Here is a 14718-nt window from a genome sequence, read left to right on the forward strand (position 1 = left end):
CCCAGCCCGCCCCGCAATCGGATCCCTGGTTCGACGAGGAGTCCTCCCATGGATGAGTGCCTGGCCTCGACCCTCGACACGGCAGTTCTCGAACGCCTGGAATACCTCGACCGGCTGGTCGCCAAGTCCGACGAACCGTCCCGCGCCTCCTTGGCCAAAACGGAGATCACCCGTTTGGCTGATGCCTGGCGGGCACTGCTGAAACTGCACGCTCCCAACGAGCACGGCCGCTGTTCGGAATGCTCCGGCTGGCTACGTCCACGCCGACACCCCTGCACCGTGTGGAGCACTGCCCACCAGCACCTGATCGCCGCCGAGGGTTCCCTCGCAGCTGGAGTTGGCAGGCATGCCGCTGTCACGGGAGGGCCAACCGCCGCAACGCTTGCGGCTTCATGACCGGAGTCTCCGCCAGCTGCACCTTCTCCAGCCAGCTGCCATTGCGTCCAGCACCCTGCACAGCAAAGGAGAGATATCGAGGCTAAATCGGGGCGCCGCCCGTGAATCGAAACTCATGACTGCCGACTCGTCGTTTCTGTCGGAATGAGCAACTCGACGGCGTCCCTCAAATGATCACTGTTTCACTCATCCAGCTTCGTCAGGCCGCTTGAAAGAGTTGACCGGGCGTCGGTTCCTGGCTGAGTGCGCGATCCCGAAAATTGCATTATCGCGAAGGGGAAACCTGTGACAGCTCAACTGGATTACGCAGTAGCGCCGATCGCGTCGACGACGGAGTCGGAGTTCGATCTCGATGTGACCCTGCTGGAGGTGGTGGATCCAGCTCACCTCATCAACATGACCGACGACGGCTGCGGACAGACCTGCGAGAAGTCGACCTGCATCAGCGCCGCCTGATCGTCACCACATGACCGGACGCCACCACCTCGAACGGCGCGGGGTGGCGTCCGGTCTCCACACTTGCTCTTACGGGAAGGGTTCCTGGTGAAATCGGCTATCCACGGCGGCGCGGGATTCCACGCCATGGGCGGTGCATTGGTTCGCGCCGTTACTCATGGCGGCCTGAATCTGCCGCAGTGGCCTAACCCGTCGGGAACTGGTTCATCCGCAGTGGCAGCGTGGTTGGACTGGCTGCGTCAGGTATGGGCCACCGAATCTGTTAGCGATGCCATTGGCCATGCCAGTCCTCGTTTGGCGGAGCAGATACGCACGTTGTGCGCTACGAACAATCCCGGCGAGCGGGAGACGCGGCGGGCGGTGCTGTCCGTCGTCCGCTATCTGGCCCGCATGACCGGCCGGCCGACTCCAAATGGCCTGTTCGCCGGGGTGGCCCCAGCGAGCTTCGCCCATCGGGCCCACCTGCAGTGGGGTATCGCCCACCGGGCTGTCGCCCGAGGCGAATCCGGTTGGTTGGCCGAGATCATCAGCCAACTGGAGCGTCGGCCCGAAGTTCTGCCGAATCTGCTCGTGATCGCGAATACCACGGTCATGGTGCGTGGTGATCGCTTGGTCGTGCCGTATCGGCCGAGTTTTCTCGATCGGGGTACCGGCGCGGTCGAGGTCTCGTTGCGGCACACCGCCCCGGTGCGCGTTGCCTTGGATGCTGCGCGGACACCAATCCGCTTCGAGGACCTGTGTACCAAGGTCCAGACCGACTTCCCTGACGCGCCACCAGCGACGGTGACCGCGATGCTTACCGAGCTGGTCGCACAAGGTGTGCTCGTTACCAGCCTTTCCGCACCCAGTACCCAGCCCGACGCCCTGGGGCATCTGCTGCGGGAGTTGGAAGCGGCGGGCGAGGCCGCGGCGAAGCAGTCCGCCGCGTTGCGGGAGATCCACACCCTGCTGGAGCAGCACCAGCGAGAGTCCCTGGATGCGAGTCACACGGTGCGTGCGGAAGCCGTTGTCCGGATGCATCGTCTGGCCCGCACCAAGCGGCATCCCGTCGCGGTCGATCTGCGGCTGGATGCCGAGATCGTCCTTCCCGACGCAGTCGCCCGCGAGGCCGAACGTGCCGCAATGCTCCTGACGCGCTTGAGTCCCTACCCGCATGGCACGCCCCTGTGGGGTGACTATCACCGGCGCTTCTACGAGCGCTTCGGCGCCGGCACGCTCGTACCGCTCTTGGAACTCGTGGCGGACAGCGGCCTCGGTTGGCCGGACGGGTATCCCGGTGCTTCAGCGGCTCCGCAGCGTCCCCAGCGGACACGCCGCGACGAGGTTCTGCTCGCGCTGGCCCAGGGCGCAGCGCTGGACGGGCGCGTGGAAGTGATCCTGGACGAGGCGCTGGTCGCCGAGCTGGAACCGACGGACACCGGCCCGTTCCGGCTGCCTTCCCATCTGGAGCTGTGCGCCCGTGTGGACGCCACCAGCGTGGAAGCGCTCGGACGCGGTGACTTCCACATGACGGTCACCTCGGTCTCCCGCGCCGCGGGCGTCGTGACCGGCCGATTCCTGCAGTTGCTCACCGCAGGAGAGCGGGACGCACTGACCGGTGCGCTGGTCGACATGTCGAGCGAGGACGACGTGCTGTTCGCGCAACTGTCGTTCCCGCCGCTGGACCCCGCCACAGCACACGTCACCCGGACCACGCAGGTCCTGCCGACGGTGATCAGCCTCGCCGAGCACGGCAACACCGCCTCGGCGGACGTCCTGACGGCGAGCGATCTCGCCGTCGGCTGCGACAGCCACCGCCTGTATCTCACGGCTCCCACCCTCGGCAGGAGAGTGGAGGCATGGGGGATGCACGCACTCAATCTCCGGAAGCACACCCCGCCTTTGGCCCGCTTGGTGACTGAACTGTGCCGCGCCCAGTCCGCGCAGGTCACCGACTTCGACTGGGGGGCCGCCTCGACGTTGCCGTTTCTGCCGCGGTTGCGCTCCGGACGCGTCGTGCTGGCCGCTGCGCGGTGGCGGCTGGCTGCCGCTGATCTGCCCGGCCGGAGCGCGAGCTGGGAGGCGTGGGTCACCGCGCTGTCCAGCTGGCGAGATCGCCGTCGTCTGCCGCGCAGGGTGCTTCTCGTTGACGGGGACTGGCGACTGCCGCTGGACCTCGACGAGGACCCGCACCGGATGCTGTTGCGCGAGCACCTCGTCACCCGCCCGCACGCGGTGCTGGAGGAAGGCCCTGCCGAGGATGCCATCGGATGGTTCGACGGCCGAGCTCACGAGATCGTCGTGCCCTTGGCCGCCCGCCAGGCGCAGACCACGGTGCGACCGCCGCGCCCGACACCTCAGCGGATCGTCCGGCCCGGTGAGCACGGCCTGCCGCCTGCTGCGTCCCCGCTGCTGTTCGCCAAGCTCTACGGCGACGCACAACGTCAGAACACCGTGCTCGCCGACCATCTGCCCGCGCTGCTGGCGCAGTGGGGCGAGGACCAGCCGCGGTGGTGGTTCCTGCGGTTCCGCGAAGGCGGCGAACACTACCTGCGCCTGCGTATCGCGCTGCCCAGCGCCGACGCCGCGGTGTTCGGTGAAGCCGCCGGTCGAGTCAGCTCCTGGACTGACCGACTCCGCCGCCAAGGTTTGCTGCGCGAGGTGGCCTTCGCGACCTCCTACCCGGAGACCGGCCGCTGGGGCTCGGGGGAGGCGCTGGCAGCCGCCGAGGCGGTCTTCACCGCCGACTCGCGCGCCGTTCTTACCCAGCTCGCCCAGCCCGTGCGGCCTCACCACCACGCCCTGGCCGCCGCGAACTTCGCCGCCATCGCCATCGCCTTCACCGGAGGAACCGCAGCCGGGATGCGGTGGCTGATCGACCATGTTCCAGCGAAGCCGCCCGCCGTTGTTCCTCGGCCGGTGTTCGCCGAGGCACGACGCCTGGCCGATCCCCGCGAGGACTTCCGCGTCCTGCGTGGCGAACCAGGCGGGGACGCGATCGTCGCGACGTGGGCGGAACGCGCCCAGGCCCTGGCCGCTTACCGATCGCGCTTGTCCGGAGCCGACGCCGAGGGCGTCGACCAGGACGCCGCCTTGGGGTCGTTGCTGCACACCCACTTCCTGCGGGCGTGCGGCATCGAGCCCGAGGACAAGGCGGTTTGCCTCTACCTGGCCCGGACCGCAGCCCTGACCTTCACCGCCCGCGCGGGAGAACTTCGATGAACGCCGACCTCGCCGCAGACACCGCGGTCGCGTTCGCGGTGGAGATCGCCGACCGCCTCGCTCTGCCGGACGACGCTGACTTGCCGACCGATCAGCCGTGGTGGCACCAGTCTCTGGCTCATGGGGCTCCCGGCGTCGCGCTGCTGCACATCGAGCTGGCGGCGGCCGGGATCCGGCCGTTCGACCGCGCCCACGAGTGGCTGACCGTCGTCGCAGGCAAGCCGGTCACCGCCGGGGCGAGCACCGGCGGCTTCTACGGCGCGCCGGCCGTCGCCCGTGCCATTGCGGGCGCCGCCTCGGTCCGCCCTGGCACGTACCGGTCCGCCCTTGCACCGTTGGCCCGGCAGATCGCCGCCGATGCCCATGCCCGCGTCGACGTTGCGCACACGCGCATGGACGCCGGGATATTGCCGGTGATGGCCGAGTTCGACACGATCCGCGGCCTCACCGGGCTGGGCGCGTACCTGCTGCACCACGACCATGGCGGCACCGCTCTACGAGCCGTGCTGGGTGCCTTGGTGCGCCGCACCCACCCGGTGACGATCGAAGGAGAGGCGCTTCCGGGGTGGTGGACCCTCACCGGCCCTACCGGTCGAGTGGAGGACGAGTTTCCCGGCGGCCACGGCAACTTCGGCCTCGCGCACGGCATCAGCGGCCCCCTGGCGCTGCTGGCCCAGGCCCTACGCCGGGGCATCACTGTGGACGGGCAGCGCGAGGCCGTCGAGACGATCTGCGCGTGGCTGGACGCCTGGCGCATCGACGCCTCCGGCGGACATCGCTGGCCCTACATGATCACCAGGGACGAGGCGCGGTCGCGGCCCGCGCACGTGCAGCACAGCGGAGCCGACCGCCGCCCGAGCTGGTGCTACGGAACAGCCGGTATCGCCCGCGCCCTGCACCTCGCCGCCTTGGCCCTGAGTGACGACTCGCGCCGCCAGATCGCCGAAGACGCCCTCGTCAGCGCGGTGACCGACTCGACTCAGCAGGAGTTGGTCAGCGACGCCTCGCTGTGCCACGGCTACGCCGGCCTCGCCCGCATCACCGCCCGCGCCGCGACCGACGCGACAGGCCCCTCTGCGTCCCGGCTCCGCGCACTGGCCGCCGACCTGCTCCACCGGGCACGCGCTCAGCCCATCCCCGACGGGCCCGGCGTGCTGGAGGGCGCAGCCGGCGTCGGCTTAGCCGCCCTCTCCGCCGTGACCGAGCCCGCGACGGGCTGGGACACCTGCCTGCTGATCACCTAATCCACCCCGGAAGGAGACCCGCCCCGATGCCGCCGGACAGCCGCTGGCACCACTACCTGGTCGAGTTCGCCGACCCGCCCACCGCTGAGCACACCGCCGCGACTGTGCTGGCGCCCGCTCTCGACCAGGCCCAGCAGGAGGGTGAACTTGACACGTGGTGGCACCTGCGCAAGACGCCCGCCTGGCGGCTGCGCTACCAGCCGGTCAACCCCGACACAATCGTGGTCGACACGCTGCTGGCCGACCTCGAAGCCGACGGACAGGTCGCCCACTGGACCCGCGGCATCTACGAACCCGAAACCGTCGCCTTCGGCGGCCCTGCCGGGATGGACATCGCGCACACGCTGTTCCACCACGACAGCCGCCACTGCCTCGCCCGCGCCCGCGAGACGGCGCCAGTGGCCTTGGGGCAGCGGGAGACCACCGTCCTGCTGTTCAGCGCGATGCTGCGCGCCGCGGGGCTGGACTGGTTCGAGCAGGGCGACGTCTGGGCCAAGATCGCAGCACTCCGGCCCGCCGCCCACGGTCACCACACCGATTCTCAGCGCACCGAGCGGTGGAACCAGGCCGTGCGGCGTCTGATGACCACCAACACGCAGAGGATCTCCGATGTGGCGCCTGACCAGGTGCCTGAGACGTGGTGGGCGGCGTTCGACACCGCGGGACGCCAACTCGCCACGCTCGCCCGCGAAGGGCAGCTCGATAGAGGTCTGCGCGCGATCCTGGCGCACCACTTCATCTTCCACGCCAACCGCGCCGGACTCTCCGGCCCCGAACAAGCCACCCTCGCTGCGCTGGCCGTCGACGCCGTCTTCCATGCCGATTCACCGAGCACGCCTACCCGGCAGGCACCAGCCGGGACCACCTCCAACACCGTTAGGGTTCCGACAATGACGACTACTGTGAGTGACGCCTCCACCGACTCCGCGGACGAACTGCGCGCCCAGCTCACCAAGCGCCTCATCAAGGATGGCACCATCCGCACCGACGCCGTCGAGGCAGCGTTCCGCCAGGTGCCGCGCCACCTGTTCCTCCCCGGCCTCCCGCTGACCGAGGCGTACGCCGACGAGCCCGTCTACACCAAGCACGAGGGCGACGGCACCCGCATCAGCGCCGCGTCCCAGCCCAAGATCGTCGCCATGATGCTCGAACAGCTCGGCATCCAGCCCGGCGAGCGACTGCTCGAACTCGGCGCGGCCACCGGCTACAACGCCGCCCTGATGGCCACCCTGACCGGCCCGACCGGGCACGTCACCACGATCGACATCGACGAGGACCTCGTCGTCGGTGCCCGCGAGCACCTCGCCGCCGCCGGGATCAGGAACGTCGAGGCGGTCGCCGCCGACGGCGCGCTCGGCCATCCGGAGACCGCGCCCTTCGACCGCGTCATCGCCACCGTCGGCGCCCACGAGATCCCCACCGCCTGGCTCGACCAGCTCGCACCCAGCGGGCGCCTGGTCGCCCCGGTGCGTCTGCGCGGGTGCGCCTCGCGCAGCATCGTCTTCGAACGCGACCAGGACGGCTGGAGCAGCCTGGGGAGCGAGATGGCGATCTTCATGCCCCTGCGGGGCCTCGGTGACGACGCCCGCCGTGTCCTCGACCTCACCGGCACCGCTGGCGAGGTGACGTTGCAGACGCACAAGGACAACAACCACGCCACCGATCCGGACAACCTCGCCGGGGTCTTCGACACCCCCGCCCGTGAGGTGTGGACCGGGGTGCACTTCGTCCCGAGGGAGTCCTTCGAGTGGCTGGACCTGTGGCTGGCTTGCCACCTGCCCAACCCCCTCATGCGCATGGAGGTCGCCCCGGCCGCGAAGGACAGCGGCCTGGTGCGGCCGATGTTCCCCACGGTGGCGATGGCCACCACTGCCGTCGACGGCAGCCTTGCCTACCTCACCATCCGCCCGGCCGAGCCCGGCCCGGACGGCGGCCGGCGCTTCGAGGTGGGCGTCATCGGCCATGGGGCCAGCGGCCAGGCACTCGCCGAGCAGGTCGCAAGCGAGATCACGACCTGGGACAAGGGCTTCCGCTCGTCCACGGTCCGCTTCGCCATCCCGGACGCCACGCCTCAGCCGGACGCCAACCCCGGCCGCGTGGTGTTGGACCGCCCGACCAAGCCCATGATCGTCACCTGGGAGTAATGGTCATGGACCCGACCGGCCAGTTCGCCCGCCGCTTCCCGCTCGTCGCCCGCACCCGCCCGGCCTGCCTCCCGCTGGCCCGGCGGGTGGCCGAGCTGTGCGACCGAGCCCGCGAGGCCGTGCGCACCGGCGACATCACCGAGGCAGCCGCGGTGCACAACCAGGCAGCGCTCATCGCCTCCGACTGCGGCCTGCCCGACCTGGCCCGGCAGTGGTGCCACCAGCAGGTGAACATCTACCTGCGCGCCCGCCCCTTGGGCGCGCAGGTAGCCCGCCTCGCCCTCGAACCGATCACCAACCTCGCCCGCCTCTACATCCGCGAGGGCCAAGGCGTGCGTGCCTTCGCGCTGATGGACACCCTGTTCAAGGCGGTCTCGTCCCGCGCCGATGCCGACGTCGATGGCATCGAGATCCCGGCTGACCTCACCGACTCGGTCGAGACGCACCAGCAGATCCGCAGCTGGCTGTGGGCGGTTCTGCTGGCCACCGGTGGCCGTGCTCTCGCTGCCGCCGGCCGCTGGACGGAAGCACGCGCCCGACTGGGCGACTACAAGGGCATCGGCCGCCGCATGCTCGACGGCCGCCAAGTCGCGGTCATCGCCGACGCCGTATCCGGCGACACCGACAGCGCCCTCGCGCTCCTGGCCGACACGACACCAGGAGAACCGTGGGAGAACGCCGTGACCGCGTGCCTGACCATCCAGTGCCGCGGCGCCTCGGGGAGCGCTGACCTGACCGCGCTCCTGGACCAGTACCACGGCCTCGACACCTCCACGCCGGGCTTGGTGGTCTTCCACACACGGCTCGGGTTGTCCTTCATCGACGCCATCGGCACCATCGACGACCCACCCGCGCGCCAGATCGCCGTCGAACTGATCAACCACGCCACCGCGACACGAGACGGATACGCCGCCCGCGACGTACTCGCCCACAACGGCTGCCGCGAACTTCTCACAGACTCCCAAACACGTGAACTGTCCGACCTTGTCGAAGCGTGCGCGCTCGGCCACGGCACGCTCCCGGCCGCACTGCTGGCAGATCTCACGACGGCGCTAGCAAGCGTCGAAGAGCTTATGACCCGCAGTACCAACGTGATCGCGCCCGCGATGTATCGCGACTCCCATGCTCCCGCCGGTCCGTAGTGGACGATTCAGATGGGAAACCGTTGTGACATAACGGAATGCGTCTTCCATCCGCGAAACGGCTGAGCGTCGACTACTAATGCCAACCGGCAAACACGACGACCATTGGCACGAAGGGAAACTATGCACACCACTACTACATCGCCGGACGCGTTGCGTGTGGAAATGGTCGAGAGGATCCGGAAGGCGGGCCACGCGCAACGCGGCGAGGTCGAGCGGGTTTTGCGCGACACACCGCGGCACGAGTTCGTGCCGGACGCGGAACTAGCGGTTGCCTACGACCCGTGGCAGGCGGTGGTCACCCACCGGTTCGAGGACGGCCGGTCATTGTCCTGCGCGTCGGCGCCGTGGCTGGTTGCCGCGATGCTCGACCAACTCGACGTCCAACCGGGCAACCGCATCCTGGAAATCGGCGCAGGCACTGGATACAACGCGTGCCTGCTCGCCCAGTTGACCGGCCGCGCGGACCTGGTGACCACGATCGACATCGACCCGGACGTCACCGCGAAAGCCTCCGGAGCGCTGGCTGCAACAGGCTACGGCGACGTGCACGTGATCACCGGCGACGGTGGGCTCGGCTACCCCGACCACGCCCCGTACGACCGCATGATCGCCACCGTCTCACCGTGGGACATCCCCGCCGCATGGTGGCAGCAGCTTGCTCCTGGAGGACGCCTGGTCGCTCCATTGCGCTGGCGCGGGCAGGGCCGCAGCGTCGCCTTCACCTACACCGACGGCCGGCTGGTCTCCGACTCGCTGCACCTGTGCGGCTTCGTGTACTTGCAGGGCGTGGAGGACGAAGGCGAACTCAGCGGTCCGGTCACAGCGGATGAACTGGTTACGCTGCACTGGGACCGTGACCAAGCCGTGGAAATCGACGCGTTGCGCGGCGTGCTCGACCAGCCGCGTGTCACGGCCTGGTCCGGCATCACTATCGCCAGCAACGAGTCCCACGATGGGCTCTGGCTTCGGCTCACCGTCACCGACCCGCGTGTGTGCCGGATCAAGGTCCACGCCGACGTCCCGCCCGAGGTGTGCGACCCGATCGGAGGATGGTGGCGCATGGCCCTGGTCGACGGCGACACGCTCATCTACCTCACCGCCCGCCGTTTGGAAACGGGCGATGACGTGTGCTGGGAGCTGGGCGCGATCGGCCACGGACCGGCCGCAGCAAAGCTCACCAATTATCTATGCGACGAGATCCGGCTGTGGGGGCCTGAGCGGAACCAGCGCACGCCGTCGCTAATCGTCCACCCGGCAGGCACCCCGGATAGCGAGCTCGCCGGCCCCGCCATCGAGAAGACCCACAGCAGGTTCGTCCTGACGTACGACGACGTGGCCTTGTGAATCCCAGCTCGCAGACAAGCTACGACGGGACATCGTGTGAGCTCGCGTCGCCTGTCGAACCCACTCCGCTCGTGTGATCTGGGACAACGCGCATGACACCACCAACCAGCAATCACCTTGACGCGCTGCTCGCGAGGGCCCACGGCAGCGCGCTCGCCGACGCACTCACGGCCGCCGCCCGCGGCGGCGATCTCGAACCGGTGCTGACTTCTGCGGACGCCATCCTCGCGCAGGGCTACTACACCGGCACGCGAGGTGAGTTGATCGCGGGCATGTTGTATCGCCTCCAGCTGCACGACTACGACACCGGAACCTCCACTGCGGACTACTTCGGGCTCAGCAAACGCTTGGTGGAGAAGGAGATCTGTACGGCTGCTGACATGAAGTCTGCGACGTGCGGCGGAATCCTCATGCGCGGACTGGCCCGCGGCTGGCTGGAGCCAGAATTCTACGACCAGCTTGCAATGGCTTCCCGCGGTCATCCGGACTGGGAGCGCGCGATGTCCATAATCGCTCGCGGCGATCCCGGCCCTTTCAGAAACAAGGGCGCTACACAGGCCCGGCAGTGAAGGTCCGGGGACGGCGGTGAGCCGAGGATGCGACCGCCAGCGGCCCTCGACGCCAGCATTGAACTCGGGCGTCGAACCGTGCTCCGTTGCAAGAAGCATCACGCCGAAGGCTGTCTGCGCTGCGTCGACGTGACCCTACGGCTCGTCCGTATCGATGCCCTGCTCGCGGATGAAGGCGTCGACATCGCGCGTGTAACCCTCCCAGCCGTCGTATCGAAAGCCTGCGCGCTGGGCTTCTCGGTCGATCGTGTGCAGTGCCTCGGCGAGCTGGTGGTCGGCACCTGGGTAGAGAACCTTGCGCATGTCGGGCTCAAGGAGCAAACGCTGTGCGGCGGGTTGCGTGCGTTGGGCGTAGAACCGCGCGAAGTTCGGAAAGGTGCCGCTCTTGTTGTTGCTGTCGGCCATAGTGACCAGCGCGGCGAGGAAGTCGAACTGTGTCAGGCTGGTGAGGATCTTTTCGTCCTCGGGCTCGACGTCGGGCCGCAGCCACTCCAAGCGCCGGACGACGTTGCGGGCGCGACTCAGCAGAGAGTCGAGAACTTCGTGGTCGCCGTCGCGAGTCGTGAGCAGTTCGGCACGGCTGGCCATGGTCATCGCATGCCGAAGCCACGTTGTGTACATCTCGTGCATGTCGGCGTGCCGTCGGGCCACCAGGTCCCGTACCGCGCGCCAGTTTCTACGCCGGACAGCCAACGCGCCGAGAGCCAGCACCCGCTCGATGATCGCCAGCCACAACACCGCGGAGTGGCGCGGCGGAGCGTTGACGATAGGGGCCTCATTTTCGAATCCGACGCCGTAGATCGACACCAGCGTGTCAATGACCTGCTCAAACCACTCCCTGCGCCCCAGCTCCAGGAAGGTCGCGGCCAGGCAGGTGAGGCGGTCGAGCAGCCCAGAGGCGCTCTCCTCGTCGCCCGACCTGAACAGGGCGCGCAGGTCCGGCACCGCTCGGCTCAGCAGCCGGCGGAGGGGGATGTCGTCGTTGGCGCGCAGGAGTTCGATGGCGGCCTCGACCAGCACCTCGGGTTCGAGAGCGAGGTTGAACTCGACGGCCGGGCCTTGAGCAACGTGCTGTCCGGCGGCGCCGGCCCGGAGCTCGTCGGCGAGTCGTCGGTAGGTCTCGGCGCGCTCGGCCTCCCACCGGTCTCGCTCGCGTTCGACTCGCTGGCGAATAACCTGTTCCAGGCCCTGGTGGTTGAGTCTCACGCTCTGCGTTCCGTCGCGGTAGAACACCTCTCCTTCGCGGAACACGACTTTCGACGCCTTGCCGGGCTGGTCGTACTGGCCGTCTGCTCGGAAGAACGCGCAGCCCGCCGGGTTTGGCGGAACGTGCACGAGCACGACTTGGTGACCGTCGACGCCGTGGGCCTGGGAGTAGATCTCCAGGGTGTCCGGCAGCCACTTCAGCAGCCTGGGACGCAGGCGTGCTTCGTCGAAGAGTTTCGCCTGCTCGACGGTCAGCTTGCCCGTTGGCTTGCCTTGCCCGTCGACACCGATGACGAGGAAACCGCCGCGCACCGACATAGCGCCAACGTCCTTGGCGAGTTCGACCTGCTCCCGCTTCTCGCCCAGGTCGCAGCCCGACTTGAAGTCGAGTGTCGGGTACTCCGTCTCCAGCGCGAGCAGCTCCCGCAGCTTCTCGCGGTTGACGACGGGCTCGACCACGACCGGCTCATGGGGTTGCGGCTGCGTCATCCGCGGAGGATACGGCGTCGAACACCGTCCCAGGCGGGAGACATTCGGCGTGTCATCCGCAATTGACTTGGGGCGCAGGTCCGTTCGTGGCATTCTGACCGGCTCGCGTCTGACCGGTCCTCGGCGGGCAGGACGTGACGGTTGGGATCAGGTTGATGCTGTCAAGTCAGAGGCCGGCGGTTCGAGCGGCTGTGGTCTCATTGCTTGTGGCTGCGCTCGGCGACCTCGCGGAACACGACGGTGCCCCGAAGATCGACAAGATGCCGGATCTCCGGAACTGGTGGCGCTACGGTCAAGAGTCTTTTGTCGCCTTGCGGCCCATTGCCTGGTACATGCCTGAGCGCGTCACCAAGGTCAACTGGTTGGACACGTTCGCCGAGATGGTCGCTGTCCGCGACGCGATCGACGCTGACCCGATCTTGAGTGCCCGCGTCGACACGATGGTCGGGGTTGAGTTCTCGCTCCAACAGCGCAGACTCGACTGGTTACTGATTGAGCATCTGCTCGAACCGATGATCGTCACCACTCGTACCTACGAGTTCGACGAGGCGGCATTCGAGCTGCACTACAACCGGCTCGAAGCCGGCCTGCTGGCCGACACCGTTCGACTCGTCGAGTTCATCCCGCTCAACGGCTTTGTGTCGAGCATGACCGAAATCGCCCTGCCCGGCGGCGTGGTCATGCGTCCGATGACCGACCGGCAGATGAGCCGGGCCATCCAGGTGCTGGCAGCGCCGGCCGAGTTCAGTGGCGGCCCCAACAGCGTGCAGGTCTCGCGCTTCCACCAGTGGGCCGTGACCAGGGAGCAGAGCTATCCGGTTCGGTCGTACAAGCAGGGGATGCCCGAACAGCCGCAGCCCCCTGCTTTTCCCAGGCTGGAGGAGCCTGTTCAGAGACTTGTTACTGCGCTGCGTGTGGTGTGCGGAGGATCGGTGGTAGCCACGCGTCCGATCCACCTGCAGCATGACGACAACTTGCCTCGGGACATCGAGGGCAGCGCTGTTCTCCCTGCTGTCGGCCTCGCCGATGTCAACCGGCCGACCTTGCTCCTGACCGAGGAGCACGTCGACGATGTGCGGAGGGTGTACGAGGCGCTCGCGGCCCCCGCGGTCGCGCGGGATCGCTCGTTGCAGGTCGCCCTCCGGCGGTTCGTCTTCGCCGGCTCGAAGTCCCTGCCCGAGGATCGACTCATCGACCTCAACATCTGCTCCGAGGCTCTGTTCATCAAGCGCCGCAAGATCAAAGGAGGGCAGAAGGGGACACCGCGGCGGATGCGGCCGGACAGCTGCTGGCTGCTGACCCGGTGCTCGGAGTCGAGCGAACGGAGATCGGGAGGTTCTTCAAGGAGGCGTACCGGTTGCGGAATGCGGAGATCCACGGTGATCACCCTGTCCAGAGGACGATGACGCTCCTCGGCGGAGCAAAGACCGACGACCTCGCTCGCTTCATTGAGGACCTTGCTCGCCTCCTGGGGCGTGCGATTCAGCTGGTGCTCGCCGAGCTCACACGGCCACAGCATGAAGGTCATGCTCCTCGGCCGGCCTGACGCTGGCCTTCAACGTCCACGCCGGGCGCCGACGCCAGCGTCCAAAGTCCAAGTCGACCCGGACTCGAACACGGGGCCTTGAGCAAACGGTGCGTGGGCCAGGACCGACCCGACCTCATTTACGAGTTCCGTTGGGACGGACCCAGGCTGGCTTCACCCTGCCGAGGCGCTGACTGGATGAAACAGCGGGCAGCTGCGGAACGACGTCTTCAGTGCGGCGTGCCTGACCCCTTGGGGCACGCCTGCGACCCCGGCCTCGGCCCCTGTTCGCCGGGGTCGCGCTGCGCCCCGGTCGCGGCGACGCGGCCTCAGTAGTACTGGCGGACTTGCTTGCTCAGGAAGAGAAAGCGCCGCGACATGGTCATCAGGTGGTGATAGACCGCGTGCGGCGCCTTGGCCTCGACGAGCAGGTTGAGGACGAACAGCCAATAGGCGCTTTCGGACATCTCGTACAGTTCGGCGGCGCTTTGGTGCAGTGGTACGGGGTCGCCGTGTCCGATGTTGTTGCGGAGCTCCTTCACGCGCTTGCACCAGCGTTCGATGGCATCTCCCTGTCCCACCAGCGCCTCGAACGGCTGCGCCACGTTGTCAGCGAGCCGCAGAAGTCGCTTCTCACGTGCTCCGACGTCTGCGGACACGTCTTCCAAGTAGACTGGTGGAGGATTCGGAGGGTCGTTACGTGGCAAGGAAACCGAAGAGGTACTCGCCAGAATTGAGGGCCGAGGTAGTCAAGGCGGTCCTCGAGGGCGGGCTGAGCTATACCGAGGCGGCGCGCGATTTTGATCTGGTCCCGCAGACTGTGCATAACTGGGTCGCTGCCGAAAAGAAGAAGAGGGACGAGGGGCAATCCGCCGGTGCGCGCGGCCAGGTGGTGGACGACTTGGAACGGCGTATCCGTGAGCTGGAACAAGAGAACGCGTTCCTGAAAAAAGCGGCGGCCTTCTTCGCGAAAGAACAACGGTAGCGGAGCGATACGCG

At 67.9% G+C, this 14718-nt stretch carries 12 protein-coding genes; 10 read left to right on the forward strand and 2 right to left on the reverse strand.

The annotated features are described in order from the left end of the window. Positions 1 to 48 precede the first annotated feature (48 nt). The 8 genes from HFP15_RS30890 (at position 49) to HFP15_RS30925 (ending at position 10499) form a co-directional block, all read left to right on the forward strand. Positions 49 to 396: an SNARE domain-containing protein gene (locus HFP15_RS30890; RefSeq protein WP_168520315.1), complete on the forward strand. Its 348-nt coding sequence runs from the start codon at positions 49 to 51 to the stop codon at positions 394 to 396. A 243-nt stretch (positions 397 to 639) separates the two neighbouring features. Further along, on the forward strand, positions 640 to 852 hold the full coding sequence (locus HFP15_RS30895; protein WP_312871830.1) for an FxLD family lanthipeptide: 213 nt from the start codon (positions 640 to 642) through the stop codon (positions 850 to 852). 63 nt (positions 853 to 915) lie between these two features. After that, positions 916 to 4053 carry a lantibiotic dehydratase gene (locus tag HFP15_RS30900; protein ID WP_246272189.1) on the forward strand — a complete coding sequence of 1046 codons (3138 nt, stop codon included), beginning with the start codon at positions 916 to 918 and terminating at the stop codon, positions 4051 to 4053. Further along, a complete protein-coding gene (locus HFP15_RS30905) occupies positions 4050 to 5297 on the forward strand; it encodes a lanthionine synthetase C family protein (RefSeq protein WP_168520316.1) in 1248 nt (415 codons plus the stop codon). The genes HFP15_RS30900 and HFP15_RS30905 overlap by 4 nt, the downstream gene beginning before the upstream one ends. 26 nt (positions 5298 to 5323) lie before the next feature. Then, a complete protein-coding gene (fxlM, locus tag HFP15_RS30910; protein ID WP_168520317.1) occupies positions 5324 to 7441 on the forward strand; it encodes a methyltransferase, FxLD system in 2118 nt (705 codons plus the stop codon). Between the two features lie 5 nt (positions 7442 to 7446). After that, positions 7447 to 8583 carry a hypothetical protein gene (locus HFP15_RS30915; RefSeq protein ID WP_168520318.1) on the forward strand — a complete coding sequence of 379 codons (1137 nt, stop codon included), beginning with the start codon at positions 7447 to 7449 and terminating at the stop codon, positions 8581 to 8583. Between the two features lie 123 nt (positions 8584 to 8706). Next, positions 8707 to 9930, forward strand: a complete 1224-nt coding sequence (gene fxlM / locus HFP15_RS30920; RefSeq protein ID WP_168520319.1) for a methyltransferase, FxLD system — start codon at positions 8707 to 8709, stop codon at positions 9928 to 9930. Positions 9931 to 10022: 92 nt separating this feature from the next. Next, a complete protein-coding gene (locus HFP15_RS30925; RefSeq protein ID WP_168520320.1) occupies positions 10023 to 10499 on the forward strand; it encodes a hypothetical protein in 477 nt (158 codons plus the stop codon). Positions 10500 to 10634: 135 nt separating this feature from the next. Here the strand turns inward: HFP15_RS30925 and HFP15_RS30930 are convergent, their stop codons facing one another. Then, a complete protein-coding gene (locus HFP15_RS30930) occupies positions 10635 to 12194 on the reverse strand; it encodes an AlbA family DNA-binding domain-containing protein (protein ID WP_168520321.1) in 1560 nt (519 codons plus the stop codon). A gap of 206 nt (positions 12195 to 12400) precedes the next feature. Between HFP15_RS30930 and HFP15_RS30935 the strand changes: the two genes are divergently transcribed. Further along, on the forward strand, positions 12401 to 13600 hold the full coding sequence (locus tag HFP15_RS30935; RefSeq protein WP_210718103.1) for a hypothetical protein: 1200 nt from the start codon (positions 12401 to 12403) through the stop codon (positions 13598 to 13600). Between the two features lie 448 nt (positions 13601 to 14048). On the opposite strand, the gene HFP15_RS30940 is transcribed toward HFP15_RS30935, so the two are convergent. After that, the gene (locus tag HFP15_RS30940) at positions 14049 to 14324 is read right to left on the reverse strand and encodes a hypothetical protein (protein ID WP_210718104.1); all 276 of its coding nucleotides are present in this window, start codon (positions 14322 to 14324) and stop codon (positions 14049 to 14051) included. Between the two features lie 95 nt (positions 14325 to 14419). On the opposite strand from HFP15_RS30940, the gene HFP15_RS30945 reads away from it, so the two are divergent. Next, a complete protein-coding gene (locus tag HFP15_RS30945; protein ID WP_168520323.1) occupies positions 14420 to 14704 on the forward strand; it encodes a transposase in 285 nt (94 codons plus the stop codon). The last annotated feature ends 14 nt before the right edge of the window (positions 14705 to 14718 follow it).

Source organism: Amycolatopsis acididurans (genome assembly GCF_012328925.1).
Classification (GTDB): Bacteria; Actinomycetota; Actinomycetes; order Mycobacteriales; family Pseudonocardiaceae; genus Amycolatopsis_E; species Amycolatopsis_E acididurans.

Coding starts and splice junctions, on each gene's coding strand:
- HFP15_RS30905 (WP_168520316.1), top strand. CDS start 4,050: ATGAACGCCGACCTCGCCGCAGACACCGCGGTCGCGTTCGCGGTGGAG.
- HFP15_RS30925 (WP_168520320.1), top strand. CDS start 10,023: ATGACACCACCAACCAGCAATCACCTTGACGCGCTGCTCGCGAGGGCC.
- HFP15_RS30930 (WP_168520321.1), bottom strand. CDS start 12,194: ATGACGCAGCCGCAACCCCATGAGCCGGTCGTGGTCGAGCCCGTCGTC.
- HFP15_RS30915 (WP_168520318.1), top strand. CDS start 7,447: ATGGACCCGACCGGCCAGTTCGCCCGCCGCTTCCCGCTCGTCGCCCGC.
- HFP15_RS30890 (WP_168520315.1), top strand. CDS start 49: ATGGATGAGTGCCTGGCCTCGACCCTCGACACGGCAGTTCTCGAACGC.
- fxlM (WP_168520317.1), top strand. CDS start 5,324: ATGCCGCCGGACAGCCGCTGGCACCACTACCTGGTCGAGTTCGCCGAC.
- fxlM (WP_168520319.1), top strand. CDS start 8,707: ATGCACACCACTACTACATCGCCGGACGCGTTGCGTGTGGAAATGGTC.